Source organism: Klebsiella pneumoniae complex sp. WS1778 (assembly GCF_049472055.1).
GTDB lineage: Bacteria > Pseudomonadota > Gammaproteobacteria > Enterobacterales > Enterobacteriaceae > Klebsiella > Klebsiella quasipneumoniae.
Genome location: NZ_JBKGTJ010000003.1, coordinates 572,202 through 586,970, shown reverse-complemented (window position 1 = coordinate 586,970; position 14,769 = coordinate 572,202). Strand labels below are relative to the sequence as shown.

At 59.4% G+C, this 14,769-nt stretch carries 16 protein-coding genes; 4 read left to right on the top strand and 12 right to left on the bottom strand.

Features of this window, described 5'->3' with window-relative positions; genetic code table 11:
* Window positions 1-13: 13 nt before the first annotated feature.
* Window positions 14-2,575, top strand: coding sequence for a DNA mismatch repair protein MutS (gene mutS / locus ACLEXF_RS17410; protein ID WP_023290813.1), 2,562 nt, complete (start codon window positions 14-16; stop codon window positions 2,573-2,575).
* A 118-nt stretch (window positions 2,576-2,693) separates the two neighbouring features.
* Here the strand turns inward: mutS and ACLEXF_RS17405 are convergent, their stop codons facing one another.
* From ACLEXF_RS17405 to ACLEXF_RS17390, 4 genes are all read right to left on the bottom strand, one after another.
* The gene (locus ACLEXF_RS17405; RefSeq protein WP_025999150.1) at window positions 2,694-2,846 is read right to left on the bottom strand and encodes a Hok/Gef family protein; all 153 of its coding nucleotides are present in this window, start codon (window positions 2,844-2,846) and stop codon (window positions 2,694-2,696) included.
* A 431-nt stretch (window positions 2,847-3,277) separates the two neighbouring features.
* Window positions 3,278-3,514 carry a non-oxidative hydroxyarylic acid decarboxylases subunit D gene (locus ACLEXF_RS17400; RefSeq protein ID WP_002915098.1) on the bottom strand — a complete coding sequence of 79 codons (237 nt, stop codon included), beginning with the start codon at window positions 3,512-3,514 and terminating at the stop codon, window positions 3,278-3,280.
* Window positions 3,515-3,524: 10 nt separating this feature from the next.
* Window positions 3,525-4,952, bottom strand: coding sequence for a non-oxidative hydroxyarylic acid decarboxylases subunit C (locus ACLEXF_RS17395; RefSeq protein WP_004205612.1), 1,428 nt, complete (start codon window positions 4,950-4,952; stop codon window positions 3,525-3,527).
* The gene (locus tag ACLEXF_RS17390) at window positions 4,952-5,545 is read right to left on the bottom strand and encodes a non-oxidative hydroxyarylic acid decarboxylases subunit B (RefSeq protein WP_002915099.1); all 594 of its coding nucleotides are present in this window, start codon (window positions 5,543-5,545) and stop codon (window positions 4,952-4,954) included. Before ACLEXF_RS17390 ends, ACLEXF_RS17395 begins: the two co-directional genes overlap by 1 nt.
* A 172-nt stretch (window positions 5,546-5,717) precedes the next feature.
* Between ACLEXF_RS17390 and ACLEXF_RS17385 the strand changes: the two genes are divergently transcribed.
* Window positions 5,718-6,125 carry a MarR family winged helix-turn-helix transcriptional regulator gene (locus ACLEXF_RS17385; protein ID WP_023290815.1) on the top strand — a complete coding sequence of 136 codons (408 nt, stop codon included), beginning with the start codon at window positions 5,718-5,720 and terminating at the stop codon, window positions 6,123-6,125.
* 8 nt (window positions 6,126-6,133) lie between these two features.
* Here ACLEXF_RS17385 and ACLEXF_RS17380 read toward each other — a convergent pair whose 3' ends face one another.
* The gene (locus tag ACLEXF_RS17380) at window positions 6,134-7,021 is read right to left on the bottom strand and encodes a LysR family transcriptional regulator (protein WP_064183179.1); all 888 of its coding nucleotides are present in this window, start codon (window positions 7,019-7,021) and stop codon (window positions 6,134-6,136) included.
* Window positions 7,022-7,129: 108 nt separating this feature from the next.
* Between ACLEXF_RS17380 and ACLEXF_RS17375 the strand changes: the two genes are divergently transcribed.
* Together ACLEXF_RS17375 and ACLEXF_RS17370 are read left to right on the top strand one after the other, a co-directional pair.
* Complete coding sequence (locus ACLEXF_RS17375) at window positions 7,130-8,332, top strand: MFS transporter (protein ID WP_004205608.1); 1,203 nt, start codon at window positions 7,130-7,132, stop codon at window positions 8,330-8,332.
* Entirely contained in the window at window positions 8,329-8,706 is a 378-nt protein-coding gene (locus tag ACLEXF_RS17370; RefSeq protein ID WP_407259613.1) for a DUF4440 domain-containing protein, read from the top strand. Before ACLEXF_RS17375 ends, ACLEXF_RS17370 begins: the two co-directional genes overlap by 4 nt.
* A 52-nt stretch (window positions 8,707-8,758) precedes the next feature.
* Here the strand turns inward: ACLEXF_RS17370 and rpoS are convergent, their stop codons facing one another.
* From rpoS to ispD, 7 genes are all read right to left on the bottom strand, one after another.
* On the bottom strand, window positions 8,759-9,751 hold the full coding sequence (gene rpoS / locus ACLEXF_RS17365; protein ID WP_002915106.1) for an RNA polymerase sigma factor RpoS: 993 nt from the start codon (window positions 9,749-9,751) through the stop codon (window positions 8,759-8,761).
* Between the two features lie 158 nt (window positions 9,752-9,909).
* On the bottom strand, window positions 9,910-11,040 hold the full coding sequence (gene nlpD, locus ACLEXF_RS17360; protein ID WP_004205605.1) for a murein hydrolase activator NlpD: 1,131 nt from the start codon (window positions 11,038-11,040) through the stop codon (window positions 9,910-9,912).
* A gap of 125 nt (window positions 11,041-11,165) precedes the next feature.
* Window positions 11,166-11,792 carry a protein-L-isoaspartate(D-aspartate) O-methyltransferase gene (locus ACLEXF_RS17355; RefSeq protein WP_004205602.1) on the bottom strand — a complete coding sequence of 209 codons (627 nt, stop codon included), beginning with the start codon at window positions 11,790-11,792 and terminating at the stop codon, window positions 11,166-11,168.
* The gene (surE, locus tag ACLEXF_RS17350; RefSeq protein ID WP_004205600.1) at window positions 11,786-12,547 is read right to left on the bottom strand and encodes a 5'/3'-nucleotidase SurE; all 762 of its coding nucleotides are present in this window, start codon (window positions 12,545-12,547) and stop codon (window positions 11,786-11,788) included. The genes ACLEXF_RS17355 and surE overlap by 7 nt, the downstream gene beginning before the upstream one ends.
* Entirely contained in the window at window positions 12,528-13,577 is a 1,050-nt protein-coding gene (truD, locus tag ACLEXF_RS17345) for a tRNA pseudouridine(13) synthase TruD (RefSeq protein ID WP_064795114.1), read from the bottom strand. The genes surE and truD overlap by 20 nt, the downstream gene beginning before the upstream one ends.
* Window positions 13,574-14,053 carry a 2-C-methyl-D-erythritol 2,4-cyclodiphosphate synthase gene (gene ispF, locus ACLEXF_RS17340; protein WP_004181093.1) on the bottom strand — a complete coding sequence of 160 codons (480 nt, stop codon included), beginning with the start codon at window positions 14,051-14,053 and terminating at the stop codon, window positions 13,574-13,576. Before ispF ends, truD begins: the two co-directional genes overlap by 4 nt.
* Window positions 14,053-14,763, bottom strand: coding sequence for a 2-C-methyl-D-erythritol 4-phosphate cytidylyltransferase (gene ispD / locus ACLEXF_RS17335; RefSeq protein WP_017899180.1), 711 nt, complete (start codon window positions 14,761-14,763; stop codon window positions 14,053-14,055). The genes ispF and ispD overlap by 1 nt, the downstream gene beginning before the upstream one ends.
* Window positions 14,764-14,769: the final 6 nt, after the last annotated feature.

Sequence of the window (14,769 nt, the reverse complement as noted above, 5' to 3'; positions counted from 1 at the left end):
TGGATAACACCCCATGAGCACAATTGACAATCTCGACGCCCACACGCCGATGATGCAGCAGTATCTCAAGCTGAAGGCGCAACATCCTGACATTCTGCTGTTTTACCGGATGGGGGATTTTTACGAGCTGTTTTATGACGATGCGAAACGCGCGTCGCAGCTGCTCGATATCTCGCTGACCAAGCGCGGCGCCTCCGCGGGCGAACCCATTCCCATGGCCGGCATCCCCCACCACGCGGTGGAAAACTATCTTGCGAAACTGGTTAATCAGGGCGAGTCGGTAGCCATTTGCGAGCAGATAGGCGACCCGGCCACCACCAAAGGACCGGTCGAGCGTAAAGTGGTGCGTATCGTCACGCCGGGCACCATCAGCGATGAAGCGCTGCTGCAGGAGCGCCAGGACAACCTGCTGGCCGCCATCTGGCAGGACAGCAAAGGCTTTGGCTACGCGACGCTGGACATCAGCTCCGGCCGCTTCCGCTTGAGCGAACCGGCCGACCGCGAAACCATGGCGGCAGAGCTGCAGCGCACTAATCCAGCGGAGCTGCTGTATGCGGAAGATTTTGCCGAATCGTCGCTGATCGAAGGCCGCCGCGGTCTGCGCCGTCGCCCGCTGTGGGAATTTGAAATCGACACCGCGCGCCAGCAGCTTAACCTGCAGTTCGGCACCCGCGATCTGGTTGGCTTCGGCGTGGAAAACGCCCCCCGCGGCCTGTGCGCCGCCGGCTGCCTGCTGCAGTATGTCAAAGACACCCAGCGCACCTCGCTACCGCATATTCGCTCCATCACCATGGAACGCCAGCAGGACAGCATCATTATGGATGCCGCCACCCGCCGTAATCTGGAGATCACCCAGAATCTCGCCGGCGGCACCGATAACACGCTGGCCTCGGTGCTCGACTGCACGGTGACGCCGATGGGCAGCCGGATGCTCAAGCGCTGGCTACATATGCCGGTCCGCGATACCGCCGTGCTGGTGGAGCGCCAGCAGACCATCGGCGCGCTGCAGGAGCGCTATACCGAGCTGCAGCCGGTGCTGCGCCAGGTCGGCGATCTGGAACGTATTCTGGCGCGTCTGGCGCTGCGTACCGCCCGACCACGCGATTTAGCCCGTATGCGTCATGCCCTGCAGCAGTTGCCTCTGCTGCGCGAGCAGCTGGCTGACGTTGACAGTCAGCCGGTGCAAAAATTGCGCGAGAAAATGGGCGAGTTTAGCGAACTGCGCGAACTGCTGGAGCGCGCGGTGATCGACGCGCCGCCGGTGCTGGTCCGCGACGGCGGGGTTATCGCCCCGGGCTACAGCGAAGAGCTGGACGAGTGGCGGGCGCTGGCCGATGGCGCCACTGATTATCTCGATAAGCTTGAGATCCGCGAGCGCGAGCGACTGGGCCTCGATACCCTGAAGGTCGGCTACAACGCCGTCCACGGCTACTATATCCAGATCAGCCGCGGCCAGAGCCACCTGGCGCCGATCCACTACGTGCGTCGCCAGACGCTGAAAAACGCCGAACGCTACATTATTCCTGAACTGAAGGAATACGAAGATAAGGTGCTGACCTCCAAGGGCAAGGCGCTGGCGCTGGAAAAACAGCTTTATGACGAACTGTTCGACCTGCTGCTGCCGCATCTTGCCGACCTGCAGGCGAGCGCCAGCGCGCTGGCCGAGCTGGACGTGCTGGTCAACCTGGCGGAACGCGCGGAAACCCTGAACTACTGCTGCCCGACCTTTAGCGATAAGCCGGGCATTCGCATCAGCGAAGGCCGCCATCCGGTGGTCGAGCAGGTGCTGAAAGAGCCCTTTATCGCCAACCCGCTGCAGCTGGCGCCGCAGCGGCGAATGCTGATCATCACCGGGCCGAACATGGGCGGTAAAAGTACCTATATGCGCCAGACCGCGCTGATTGCGCTGCTGGCCTATATCGGCAGCTACGTCCCGGCGCAGAAGGTGGAGATCGGGCCGATCGATCGCATCTTTACCCGCGTCGGCGCGGCGGATGACCTGGCCAGCGGCCGCTCGACCTTTATGGTAGAGATGACCGAAACCGCCAATATTCTGCACAACGCCACCGAACACAGCCTGGTGCTGATGGATGAGATTGGCCGCGGCACGTCCACCTACGACGGTCTGTCGCTGGCATGGGCCTGTGCGGAAAATCTCGCCAACAAAATCAAGGCGCTGACGCTGTTCGCCACCCACTACTTCGAGCTCACTCAGCTGCCGGAGAAAATGGAAGGCGTCGCCAACGTCCATCTCGACGCGCTGGAGCATGGCGACACCATCGCCTTTATGCACAGCGTGCAGGATGGCGCGGCCAGCAAGAGCTACGGCCTGGCGGTCGCCGCGCTGGCAGGGGTGCCGAAAGAGGTGATCAAGCGCGCGCGGCAGAAACTGCGCGAGCTAGAGAGTATTTCGCCCAACGCGGCGGCGACCCAGGTCGACGGCACGCAGATGTCGCTGCTCGCCGCTCCGGAAGAGACCTCGCCTGCGGTTGAGGCGCTGGAGAATCTTGATCCGGACTCCCTGACCCCGCGTCAGGCGCTGGAGTGGATCTACCGTCTGAAAAGTCTGGTCTAGCGCCCCATTAAGGCGAAAAATGGCAGCGCCGCTCCGCGCTGCCGTTTTAACAAACTAAAAATGGGTGCAAGAGGATGCGTCCTGACAACCAATACGCGGGGTTGCCCCCGCGCGGATGCTACTTCTTCGATTCGTAAGCGAGAACAGCTTTAAACTCAATACTACGCTCTTTAATACTCAGCTCGCATAGCGAGCTGTGCACCAACAGCGTAAATCCCAGTACCGTAATACACAGTACGATGATTGCCACAAGGGCATATTTTGTCAGCATATCTTGCCTCCCTGCAAAGAAGAGACTAACATCTGAATTGTCGATGTTCATTCGCTAGCCTCAGTTGATAGAAATATCTCCTGGGGCTTTCGTCTGTCTGGGGTCCTGGTCTTGCTCAAGGCCAGACAGCCTCAAGCACCCGCCGCTATTCTATACTCGTCAGGGCGTGAAATTTATCTGCAAGGAATTAATCAGACGGATTTTATATTGATCTGGAAGCCGACTCGCAAAAGCGCCCCATTATATTACCCCTTTACATAATTTCTGGATTTAATGAGTAAATAACTTTTATCATTCTGCGAAATATAAAAAAACCGACTGAGAGATTATCCCAGTCGGCGTATTTGTCGCAGGCAGTTTGCGCACTGCCCAGTTTTAATATGGCCGGTAAAATAGCCCAAATGAAATAGGCCCTTAGCGGGCCCTTTTCATTAACGCTTATCTTCCGGCAATAGCGGCGGTACGTGCGGCACCTGCGGCGCCTCATCAATATCTTTCTGCGTCATCCGGAACGCTTCCGGATAGTGCTCGCGGCTGGTGCGGCGCAGCGGCTCGGTATCCCGCCAGGTATAAAGGCAGTGCTGGCACTGATACACAGTCCAGACCCCTTTCACCGGCGATGTTGCCATGACTTCAATCTTTTCATCGGCGCAACGTGGACAAATCATCTTCTTCTCCTTATTTACGGTTGGCCAGCATGGCGGTCAGTTTTTCAGCCCAGGCTTTGGTTTCCGGCAGATCCTGCACCGGCTGGCTGTAGTGGCCGCGTAGGTCCGGCGCAACCGGGGTGGTGGCGTCGATAATGAGTTTGTCGGTGATGCCCGCTGGGCTGGAGCCTGGGTCAAGTTCAAGGACCGACATGTTCGGCAACTGCACCAGGTCTCCCGCCGGGTTAACCTTAGAGGAGAGCGCCCACATCACCTGCGGCAGATTGAACGGGTCGACGTCTTCATCAACCATAATCACCATCTTCACATAGCCGAGGCCGTGGGGAGTGGTCATCGCCCGCAGTCCCACCGCGCGGGCAAAGCCGCCGTAGCGTTTTTTGGTGGAGATGATCGCCAGCAGACCGTGGGTGTACATGGCGTTGACCGCCTGCACTTCCGGAAACTCTGCCTTCAGCTGCTGATACAGCGGCACGCAGGTGGCCGGGCCCATCAGATAGTCGATTTCGGTCCATGGCATACCGAGATAGAGCGATTCAAAAATCGGTTTGCTGCGATACGAGACTTTGTCGATGCGCACTACCGTCATGTTACGACCGCCGGAGTAGTGGCCGGTAAACTCACCGAACGGCCCCTCTATCTCACGCTTGCGGCCTTCAATCACCCCTTCGAGGATCACTTCCGAACCCCAGGGCACGTCAAAGCCGGTCAGCGGCGCGGTGGCGATGGGATACGGGCTCTCGCGCAGCGCGCCGGCCATTTCATATTCTGACTGATCGTATTTCAGCGGCGTGGCGCCCATCAGGGTGATAATCGGGTCGTTACCGAGGGTAATGGCGATCGGCAGGTCTTCCCCGCGCTCTTCCGCCTTATGCAGATGCAGGGCGATATCGTGCATCGGCACCGGCTGCAGGCCGAGCTTGCGCTTGCCTTTCACTTCCATACGGTAGATACCGACGTTTTGCTTACCGAAGTTGTCAGGGTCAAGCGGATCGCGCGAAACGACACAGGCTTTGTCGAGGTAGAACCCGCCATCGCCATCGTTGAGGCGGAACAGCGGCAGAATATCGAACAGGTTGATATCGTCGCCATCCACGGTGTTTTCCGCCCATGCCGGGTTGGCGCGGCGCTCTGGCGTCACCGGGAAGTTATCCCAACGGCGGATGAATTCATCAATCTGCTTTTTCACCGGCGTGTTGGGCGGCAGGCCCAGCGAGATGGCATGGTTCTGCCACGAGCCGATGGTGTTCATCGTCACCCGGGCGTCGGTAAAGCCGCGAATATTATCGAACCACAGCGCCGGGGCGCCGTCGCCGATGCGTCCGGTGGCATTGGCCGCCGCCGCCAGGTCTGGCTCAGCGTTCACCTCTTCACTGATTTTCAGCAGTTGTCCCTGGTCATCCAGCGCCTGCAAAAAGCTGCGCAAATCATCAAAAGCCATTATTCGATCTCCTGTGCAAATTGTTCTGCCGTACGCAAGCCGTTCCAGCGGCGCGCCTTGTGGTAGTCGAGGCCAAACTGATCCAACACCCGGGTCACAATATGGTTGGTGATATCGTCAACCGTTTCCGGGTGGTTGTAGTAAGCCGGCATCGGCGGCACCATCGCCACGCCCATCCGGGACAGCGCCAGCATGTTCTCCAGATGGATCGTGCTGAGCGGCATTTCCCGCGGGACCAGCACCAGCTTGCGCCCCTCTTTAAGCACCACGTCCGCCGCGCGGCCCACCAGCCCTTCGGCATAGCCCGCGCGAATGCCCGCCAGCGTCTTCATACTGCAGGGAATAACGATCATGCCGTCGGTGCGAAATGAACCTGATGAGATGGTGGCGGCCTGGTCGGCCGGGCTGTGGGAAAAGTCCGCCAACGCGGCCACTTCCCGTGCCGTCCACGGCGTTTCCAGCTCGATGGTGGTTTTGGCCCATTTCGACATCACCAGATGGGTTTCCACCTCCGGCATATCGCGCAGCGCCTGCAGCAATGCCACCCCAAGCGGAGCCCCGGTGGCCCCCGTCATCCCAATAATCAGTTTCATTTCACACCTCATTCACTTTGTTCGTACACGAACTTTATGTTTAAATTACCCCCTCCTGATTCAAATAACAAGATCGTTCGTATACGTGCGCATTTTTAATCAAACAGGGAAAAGGTATAAAAAGGCGTACGAACAGCTATCATAGAGGTGACAGTTTTGTTACGGAGTATTCATGGAGTTACGAAACGAAGCATTCCACCTGCTGCGCCAGCTTTTTCAACAACATACCGCCCGCTGGCAGCAGGCGTTACCGGACCTGACTAAGCCTCAGTATGCGGTGATGCGCTCGGTTGCCGAGCAGCCGGGGATCGAACAGGTGGTGCTGATTGAAGCGGCGGTCAGTACTAAGGCCACGCTGGCGGAGATGCTCAGCCGGATGGAAGCGCGCGGCCTGGTGCGCCGGGAGCACGATCCGGCCGATAAACGCCGCCGTTTTGTCTATCTGACCGACGAAGGCGAGGCGCTGCTTAACCGTTCCATTCCGCAAGGCAATGAGGTCGATGACGAGTTTCTCGGCCGCCTGAGCGATGATGAACGCGAGCAGTTCTCCCGGCTGGTGCGTAAAATGATGGTTCCCTGAGCAAGCGCCTAGCCAAGCTGTTCGCGCAGAAAGTCGATAAACGCCCGCACCCGGGTCGGCATATGCTGCGCATCGGGATAAAGGGCATACACGCCCTGCGGCGGGAAATGGTATTCCGGCAGGACAGCCACCAGCTCCCGCTGCGCCAGTTTCCCGGCCACCAGCCAGGCAGGCAGCAAAGCGACGCCGCATCCGGCCAGAGCAAAGCTCATTAGCGCCGTGGCGCTGTCGGCTGAAAACCGTGGCGCGTTGACTATCGTAAAATCCACCTCTGCCTGTTCATCCGTTCGCAGCTGCCAGCGCAGCGGCGCCGGCAGACGCTCGTGAATAATCCAGTCAGCTTGCGCCAGATCGGACAGCGTCTGCAGCGGATGGCTTGCCAGCCAGGCCGGTGAGGCGACGGGCAGGATCGCAAAACTGGCAATCCGCGTCGCCCGGTAGCGGGAATCGGCCAACGTGCCGAGGCGTATCGCCACGTCAAATCGTTCGGAGATAAGATCCGCATGATGGGAGGACGAGACGTGCCGCACCCGTAACGCCGGATGATGACGGGAAAACGCCGCCAGCGCCGGGATGATAACCTGTGCGCCATACTCCGGCGTGGTGGTGATCCGCAGCTCTCCGCTTAAACCGCTATGGCTGGCCCGAACCTCATCCTGCAGATTTTCCGCCGCTTTCAGCAGCGCCACCCCACGCTGATAGAACAGCGCCCCGGCGTCAGTGAGCCGCAGACGTCGCGTCGAGCGCAGCAGCAGGGTCACCCCCAGCTCATTTTCCAGTTGCCTTACGTTAAAGCTGACCACCGCTTTGGTCTGCCCCAGCGCCGCGGCGGCCTGGGTGAAGCTGCCGGCGTCCACCACGGCGATAAACATGGTCACGCGCTGAAGGTTTAGCATCGTCGTCCGGATGATTGTCAAAAATATTCAGACAGTATATCCCGATTCACCCCGTTTATCCCCCGTGGCGCCGGGTTTACAGTAGCCGCCTGTCTGAGGGAGTGAATCATGACCTATCGCCACCGCGTTGCCACCGTTTTTCTGTTCGGCTTTTTTCTCGACTTAATCAATATGTTTATCGCCAGCATCGCCTTCCCGGCTATCAGCCACGCGCTGGCGGTATCCGTCTCGCAGCTGGCGTGGGTCAGCAATGCCTATATTCTTGGCCTGACGGTCGTCGTGCCGTTCAGCGCCTGGCTCAGCCAGCGCTGTGGACCAAAACGGCTGTTTTTACTCTCGCTGGGGCTGTTCAGCCTCGGCGCGCTGGCATCAGGGCTGGCCCACAGCCTGGGTGCGCTGATTTTCTGGCGGACGTTGCAGGGGATGGGCGGCGGGCTGCTAATCCCCCTCGGTCAGGCGCTGACCTGGCCGCTGTTTCAGCCGCAGGAGCGGGCGAAGCTATCGGCGGCGGTGATGCTGGTCGGCCTGCTGGCGCCCGCCTGCTCGCCGGCGATCGGCGGTCTGCTAGTCCAGGCCTTCAGCTGGCGCTGGGTCTTTTTCGCCAGCCTGCCTGTCGCCCTGCTTACCTTTATGCTGGCGGCGCGATGGCTGAACGACACCTCCGCCCCTGTCCGGCCGGCCCGCTTGCTCCCGCTGTCGTTGCTGGCCGATCCTCTCCTGCGCTTCGCCATGCTTATTTATCTCTGCGTACCGGGAATGTTTATTGGCGTCAACGTCGTGGGAATGTTCTACCTGCAACGCGTCACCGGGATGGCGCCGGGGGCCATTGGCGCCCTGATGGTGCCCTGGTCGCTGGCCTCGTTTGTCGCCATCACCTTTACCGGCAGGTATTTCAACCGCTTCGGACCGCGGCCTCTGGTGATAGTCGGCTGCCTGCTTCAGGCGGCAGGGATCCTGCTGCTGCTGCAGGTCGATGCGCACAGCCCGCTGGCGCTGTTGATTCTGGCCTTTACGCTGATGGGCGGCGGAGGTAGCTTATGCAGCAGCACCGCGCAAAGCAGCGCTTTCCTGCATACGCCTGGCGAAGAGATGCCTGACGCCAGCGCGCTGTGGAACCTTAACCGCCAGCTCAGCTTCTTTGCCGGCAGCGCGCTGCTCGCTCTGCTGCTGAGGATATTCCCGCCGGCCTACGCCTGGCAAGGCGCGTTTAGCTGCGCCGCCGCCATAACCCTGTTGCCGCTGCTGTGTTGCCTGCGGCTGAATAATCGGGCGATTATCCATCGCCTGCACACCACTCTGGAGAAGTCATGAACCCGTATCTGCAGGAAGTCCTCGACGCCCATGTCCTTATCGAACGCTGGTTAAGCCAGGGGGAAGGGAGCGCTGAGGCGCTGATGAGCCGTTTTGCCGCCGAATTCACTATGATCCCTCTGAGCGGCGAGAAGATGGACTACCCGACGGTGAGCCGTTTTTTCCACCAGGCGGGCGCAAGCCGTCCGGGATTACACATCGTGGTGGATCAGACGAAAATCATCAGCGAGTGGCAAGACGGCGCCGCCGTGCTATACCGTGAACGCCAAACGCTGGCGGATGGCAGTGAGAACGTACGCTGGTCGACGGCGATTTTTCAGCAAGCGGAAGGGAAAATTGTCTGGCGCCATCTGCAGGAAACCCGCCGCGGCTAGCGCAAAGAAAAAGGCCCCGACTTTCGAGGGGGCCTTTTTGAGAGAAAAGATCTTATTCGCGGAAGAGCGCTTCGATATTCAGTCCTTGCCCCTGCAGAATTTCCCGCAAACGACGCAGACCTTCCACCTGGATCTGACGCACACGCTCGCGGGTGAGGCCAATTTCACGGCCCACATCTTCCAGGGTGGCGGCTTCATAACCCAGCAGACCGAAACGACGAGCCAGAACCTCACGCTGCTTGGCGTTCAGTTCGAACAGCCATTTAACGATGCTTTGTTTCATATCATCGTCCTGCGTGGTGTCTTCCGGGCCGTTCTCTTTCTCATCGGCCAGAATATCCAGCAGCGCTTTTTCTGAATCGCCACCAAGCGGGGTATCCACCGAGGTGATGCGCTCGTTCAGACGCAGCATACGGCTGACGTCATCGACCGGTTTGTCCAGCTGTTCGGCAATCTCTTCCGCGCTCGGCTCGTGGTCCAGCTTATGGGACAACTCGCGCGCGGTACGCAGATAGACGTTCAGCTCTTTGACAATGTGGATCGGCAAACGGATCGTACGGGTTTGGTTCATGATCGCCCGTTCAATGGTCTGGCGGATCCACCAGGTCGCATAGGTCGAAAAACGGAACCCACGTTCCGGGTCAAACTTCTCAACGGCGCGGATCAGGCCGAGGTTACCTTCTTCAATCAGATCCAGCAGCGCCAGACCACGATTGCTGTAACGACGGGCAATCTTCACCACCAGACGCAGGTTGCTTTCAATCATGCGACGGCGTGAAGCGACATCACCACGCAGTGCGCGACGCGCGAAATAGACTTCCTCTTCCGCGGTCAGCAGTGGGGAATAACCAATCTCTCCAAGATAAAGCTGAGTGGCGTCAAGCACGCGTTGCGTTGCGCCTTGCGACAGCAGCTCTTCCTCAGCCAGATCGCTATCACTGGGTTCCTCTTCTACTAAGGCCTTCTCGTCGAAAACCTCAATTCCGTTCTCATCAAATTCCGCGTCTTCATTTAAATCATGAACTTTCAGCGTATTCTGACTCATAAAGGTGGCTCCTACCCGTGATCCCTGAGCAAAGCACCTTCCACGGTGCATCAACAAAAGACGCCAGGACGATTTCCCCTACTCCTCTCTGCGAGAGGCGCATAGACACCGCCCTGGCGCCTGTTAGCTAATGCTTCGCTTATCCGTACTTTGCCAAATTATCGCTGCGGTAAGTACTGCAGCGGGTTGACGGATTTCCCCTTGTAACGAATTTCAAAATGTAATCTTGTTGAGCTGGTTCCGGTGCTACCCATGGTAGCGATTTTCTGCCCCGCTTTGACTTCCTGTTGCTCCCGAACCAGCATGGTATCGTTATGAGCGTAGGCACTCAGGTAATCATCGTTGTGTTTGATGATAATAAGATTACCGTAGCCGCGCAGTGCGTTACCGGCATAGACGACGCGCCCATCGGCGGTCGCGACAATAGCCTGTCCCTTACTGCCTGCAATGTCGATACCTTTATTGCCGCCTTCCGCGCCACTAAAGTTCTCGATAACTTTGCCATCAGTCGGCCAGCGCCATGATGAGATCGGCGAACTGGTTGACGTACTGCTTGCAGTCGGCTGGGTTGTGCTCACCGTTGTTGGTGCCGTCACCGGCGCGACGACCGTCGAGGTCGTGGTCGCTGGTTTATTATTAGGCAACATCTTGGTAGCACTTTGTTCACCTGAGGATTCAGAATACGTAATAGTCGGTTGTGAAGCAACCACCGCGGTCGATTTTTGTGCAGAAGTTGTGGTGGCCGTCGCACCGCCGCTCGCCCTTGCGCTGGCCTGAGAAACGGCATTTTCACCGGTGATCGGCTGGCCTGAAGCGTTGCCGACCTGCAGCACCTGGCCGACGTTCAGGGCGTACGGGGCCGGGACATTGTTGCGTTGCGCCAGGTCACGGAAATCGTTGCCGGTGACCCAGGCGATATAGAACAGCGTGTCGCCGCGTTTGACCGTATAGGTACTGCCGCCGGTATAGCTACCTTTCGGAATATCGCCATATTTGCGGTTATAAACGATCTTGCCATTCACCGTCTGCACCGGCTCCTGCGCCATTGGCTGCGGCTGAATGGTCTGGGTCTGTACCGGCTGGATCGGCTGCGCCTGAGGAGCAGACTTGACGCCGGAGGATGGCGGCGTAATCAACATGCCGGAGTTGGTGCTGGAAGAGGCGGCGCCGCCGGCAGAGCTGACCGGCGCAGGCGGATTATTGGTGTTGGTACATCCGGCCAGCCAGAGTGAAACCAGTGAAAGAGCCGCAATACGGCTGACGGTAAATTTGGTGCTTCCCGCGCTCATTTATCCCCCAGGAATATGTTAACTGCCAATATCTTGCTTACCGGGCGACGCCCGGCCAGGACACTGAAAAATGTGTCCACCCTACGCCTAAAGTCAGGCAAAAAAAACCTGGAATAATCCGGGTCTCAGGCCAGCTCCCCTTTCACCAGGGGAACAAAGCGAACGGCCTCGACGGTATCAATGATAAATTCGTTGCCCCGGCGACGGATCCGTTTGAGAAACTGATGCTCCTCGCCAACCGGCAGTACCAGCACGCCGTCGTCATCCAGCTGCGCCAGCAGCGCGGTCGGTATTTCCGGCGGCGCCGCCGTCACAATAATGGCATCAAACGGCGCCCGCGCCTGCCAACCTTGCCACCCATCGCCATGACGGGTTGAAACATTATGTAAATCAAGTTGTTTCAGGCGACGACGCGCCTGCCACTGTAAACTCTTAATTCGCTCTACCGAGCAAACGTGATGCACCAGATGCGCCAGGATGGCCGTCTGGTAACCGGAACCGGTGCCGATCTCCAGCACCCGCGACTCCGGCGTCAACGTCAGCAGCTCGGTCATCCGCGCCACCATGTACGGCTGGGAGATGGTTTGCCCCTGGCCAATCGGCAGCGCGGTGTTTTCCCACGCTTTATGTTCAAAGGCTTCATCAACAAACTTTTCGCGCGGGACGCGCGCGATCGCCTCGAGGACACGTTCATCGACGATGCCCTGCGTGCGCAGTTGATTCAACAAACTTTCAACACGTTTACTTACCATTGCCTGTCAACCCCGACACGTTCCAGCCAATCGGTGACCACCTCATGCGCCTGATGGGCGGTTAAATCGACGTGCAATGGCGTAACGGAAACATAGCCTTCATCCACTGCCGCAAAATCGGTGCCCGGCCCGGCGTCGCGCTTATCGCCCGGGGGGCCTATCCAGTACAGGGTATTGCCGCGCGGATCCTTTTGCGGGATCACCTGGTCGGCAGGATGGCGGTTGCCGCAGCGGGTCACGCGGATGCCTTTGATCTGATCAAGGGGCAGGTCCGGGACATTGACGTTGAGGATCCGCCCGGTGCGCAGCGGTTCACGGCTGAGTCCGCGCAGGAGAGTACAGGTCACCGCCGCGGCGGTGTCGTAGTGTTGATAGCCATTGAGCGACACGGCTAGCGCGGGGAACCCCAGATGGCGGCCTTCCATCGCCGCCGCCACGGTGCCGGAGTAAATGACGTCATCGCCCAGGTTGGGTCCGGCGTTGATGCCGGAAACGACGATGTCCGGGCGCGGGCGCATCAGCGCGTTCACGCCAAGGTAGACGCAGTCCGTCGGCGTCCCCATCTGGACGGCGATATCGCCATTTTCATAGGTAAAGGTGCGCAATGACGATTCCAGCGTCAGCGAATTCGAAGCCCCGCTGCGGTTACGATCGGGTGCAACCACCTGGACCTCGGCAAACTCCCTTAAGGCCTTCGCCAGGGTCTGTATCCCCGGCGCATGGATCCCGTCATCGTTACTCAGCAATATTCGCATAGTCACCCGTTGTATTGATAAGCTCCCTGACCACGCTGGTGGCGAAGCTGCCCGCCGGCAGCCAGAAACGCAGTTCAACGGTTACATCATCCCACCAGTTCCAGCTCAACTGCTGCGGATAGAGGAGCATCGCCCGGCGCACCGCCTCGACTTTCTCCCGCACCAACAGTGTCTGCAGCGAGGTTTCCTCGGCGATGGCGGCCTGCTCGGCGGCCAGGGCGTCGCGCTGGCTTCCCCAGTCGCCGCTGCCCGGTAGCGCAGCCGTGATCATCAGTTCGCGGTTGTGCACCCGCGCCTGCGAAACCTCGAGTTCTTCCGGTGTGACGACAAACCAGCTCCCACGCCCCGCTAATTGTAGCGCATCGCCATCAACAACCTGATTAAATTCCGTTTTTTTTAATCTAATACTGACTTGCTGATTAAACAACGCACTGCGGGCCGCCGACAACCAAAAACTGCGCTTATTGCGATCGCGCACCGGCGCGCCGCTCTCCGCCCAGCGCAGCGCGCCCTGCAGGTTACTGCCGCCAATGCCGAAGCGCTGAGCGCCGAAATAGTTTGGCACGCCCCGTTCAGCGATGGCCTGCAGACGCGTCTCCACCTCCTGGCGATCGCTAATCTCGCGCAGGATCAGGGTAAACTGGTTGCCCTTCAGCGCGCCTAATCGCAGCTTACGCTTATGGCGGGCATATTCCAGTACCTGGCAGCCCTCAAGCTGAAATTTGCTCAGATCCGGCATCTCTTTGCCGGGCACCCGAGCGCACAGCCACTGCTCGGTGACGGCGTGCTTATCTTTTTGCCCGGCGAAGCTCACTTCACGGGCATGGATTTTGAGGAATTTCGCCAGCGCGTCGGCGACAAAGCGCGTATTGCAGCCGTTTTTAAGGATCCGCACCAGCACGTGCTCGCCTTCGCCGTCCGGGGCAAAGCCCAGGTCTTCCACTACCAGAAAATCTTCCGGATTGGCTTTCAGCAGCCCGCTGCTCTGCGGCTTGCCGTGCAGCCAGGTCAGTTGGTCAAAGGCGATCATTTGTCGGCCTTACGCAGCAGCGCGACCGCTTCGCAGGCGATCCCTTCCCCGCGGCCGGTGAAGCCCAGCTTCTCGGTGGTGGTCGCTTTCACGTTGACGTCGTCCATATGGCAGCCGAGATCTTCAGCGATAAAGACACGCATTTGCGGGATATGCGGCAGCATTTTCGGTGCCTGGGCGATAATGGTGACGTCGACGTTGCCGAGCGTATAGCCTTTGGCCTGAATGCGGCGCCACGCTTCGCGCAGCAGTTCGCGGCTGTCGGCGCCTTTAAACGCCGGATCGGTATCCGGGAACAGCTTGCCAATATCGCCGAGCGCCGCAGCGCCCAGCAGCGCGTCGGTCAGCGCATGCAGCGCGACGTCGCCGTCGGAGTGGGCCAGCAGCCCTTTTTCATAAGGAATGCGTACCCCGCCAATGATGATTGGGCCTTCACCGCCAAAAGCGTGTACGTCAAAACCATGTCCAATTCGCATTAAGCTTTCTCCTGGTGTCGGGAACGGGTGAGGTAAAATTCCGCCAGCGCCAGATCTTCCGGGCGCGTCACTTTAATATTATCAGCGCGTCCGGCGACCAGCTGCGGATGGAAGCCGCAATACTCCAGCGCCGAGGCTTCATCGGTGATGGTGGCCCCCTCGTTCAGCGCCCGGGTGAGGCAATCCACCAGCAGCTCGCGAGGGAAAAATTGCGGGGTGAGCGCGTGCCACAGGTCATTACGATCGACGGTATGGGCGACGGCGGTTTTGCCCGGCTCGGCGCGCTTCATGGTGTCGCGCACCGGGGCCGCGAGGATCCCGCCGACGCGGCTGGTTTCACAGAGTGCCAGCAGGCGGCTGAGGTCATCCTGATGCAGGCAGGGGCGCGCGGCGTCATGCACCAGCACCCACTGCGCTTCCGGTAACGCCTGCAGGCCGGCGAGTACCGAATCGGCGCGCTCGGCGCCGCCATCCACGACGGTAATTTGCGGGTGCTGGGCCAGCGGCAGCTGGCTGAAGCGCCGATCGCCGGGGCTGACGGCAATCACCACGCGCTGGACGCGCGGATCCGCCAGCAGCGCGGCGACCGCGTGTTCGAGAATCGTTTTGTTACCGATTGAGAGATATTGTTTCGGGCATTCCGTTTGCATGCGGCGGCCAAAACCGGCTGCCGGCACCACGGCGCAAATGCCCGGAAAAGTGGCTGCCATGTCGTA

What these genes read in the sequence shown, in the direction of transcription:
- mutS (WP_023290813.1), top strand. Translation starts at nt 14, where the DNA reads ATGAGCACAATTGACAATCTCGACGCCCACACGCCGATGATGCAGCAG.
- ACLEXF_RS17405 (WP_025999150.1), bottom strand. Translation starts at nt 2,846, where the DNA reads ATGCTGACAAAATATGCCCTTGTGGCAATCATCGTACTGTGTATTACG.
- ACLEXF_RS17400 (WP_002915098.1), bottom strand. Translation starts at nt 3,514, where the DNA reads ATGATTTGTCCACGTTGCGCCGATGAAAAGATTGAAGTCATGGCAACA.
- ACLEXF_RS17395 (WP_004205612.1), bottom strand. Translation starts at nt 4,952, where the DNA reads ATGGCTTTTGATGATTTGCGCAGCTTTTTGCAGGCGCTGGATGACCAG.
- ACLEXF_RS17390 (WP_002915099.1), bottom strand. Translation starts at nt 5,545, where the DNA reads ATGAAACTGATTATTGGGATGACGGGGGCCACCGGGGCTCCGCTTGGG.
- ACLEXF_RS17385 (WP_023290815.1), top strand. Translation starts at nt 5,718, where the DNA reads ATGGAGTTACGAAACGAAGCATTCCACCTGCTGCGCCAGCTTTTTCAA.
- ACLEXF_RS17380 (WP_064183179.1), bottom strand. Translation starts at nt 7,021, where the DNA reads ATGCTAAACCTTCAGCGCGTGACCATGTTTATCGCCGTGGTGGACGCC.
- ACLEXF_RS17375 (WP_004205608.1), top strand. Translation starts at nt 7,130, where the DNA reads ATGACCTATCGCCACCGCGTTGCCACCGTTTTTCTGTTCGGCTTTTTT.
- ACLEXF_RS17370 (WP_407259613.1), top strand. Translation starts at nt 8,329, where the DNA reads ATGAACCCGTATCTGCAGGAAGTCCTCGACGCCCATGTCCTTATCGAA.
- rpoS (WP_002915106.1), bottom strand. Translation starts at nt 9,751, where the DNA reads ATGAGTCAGAATACGCTGAAAGTTCATGATTTAAATGAAGACGCGGAA.
- nlpD (WP_004205605.1), bottom strand. Translation starts at nt 11,040, where the DNA reads ATGAGCGCGGGAAGCACCAAATTTACCGTCAGCCGTATTGCGGCTCTT.
- ACLEXF_RS17355 (WP_004205602.1), bottom strand. Translation starts at nt 11,792, where the DNA reads ATGGTAAGTAAACGTGTTGAAAGTTTGTTGAATCAACTGCGCACGCAG.
- surE (WP_004205600.1), bottom strand. Translation starts at nt 12,547, where the DNA reads ATGCGAATATTGCTGAGTAACGATGACGGGATCCATGCGCCGGGGATA.
- truD (WP_064795114.1), bottom strand. Translation starts at nt 13,577, where the DNA reads ATGATCGCCTTTGACCAACTGACCTGGCTGCACGGCAAGCCGCAGAGC.
- ispF (WP_004181093.1), bottom strand. Translation starts at nt 14,053, where the DNA reads ATGCGAATTGGACATGGTTTTGACGTACACGCTTTTGGCGGTGAAGGC.
- ispD (WP_017899180.1), bottom strand. Translation starts at nt 14,763, where the DNA reads ATGGCAGCCACTTTTCCGGGCATTTGCGCCGTGGTGCCGGCAGCCGGT.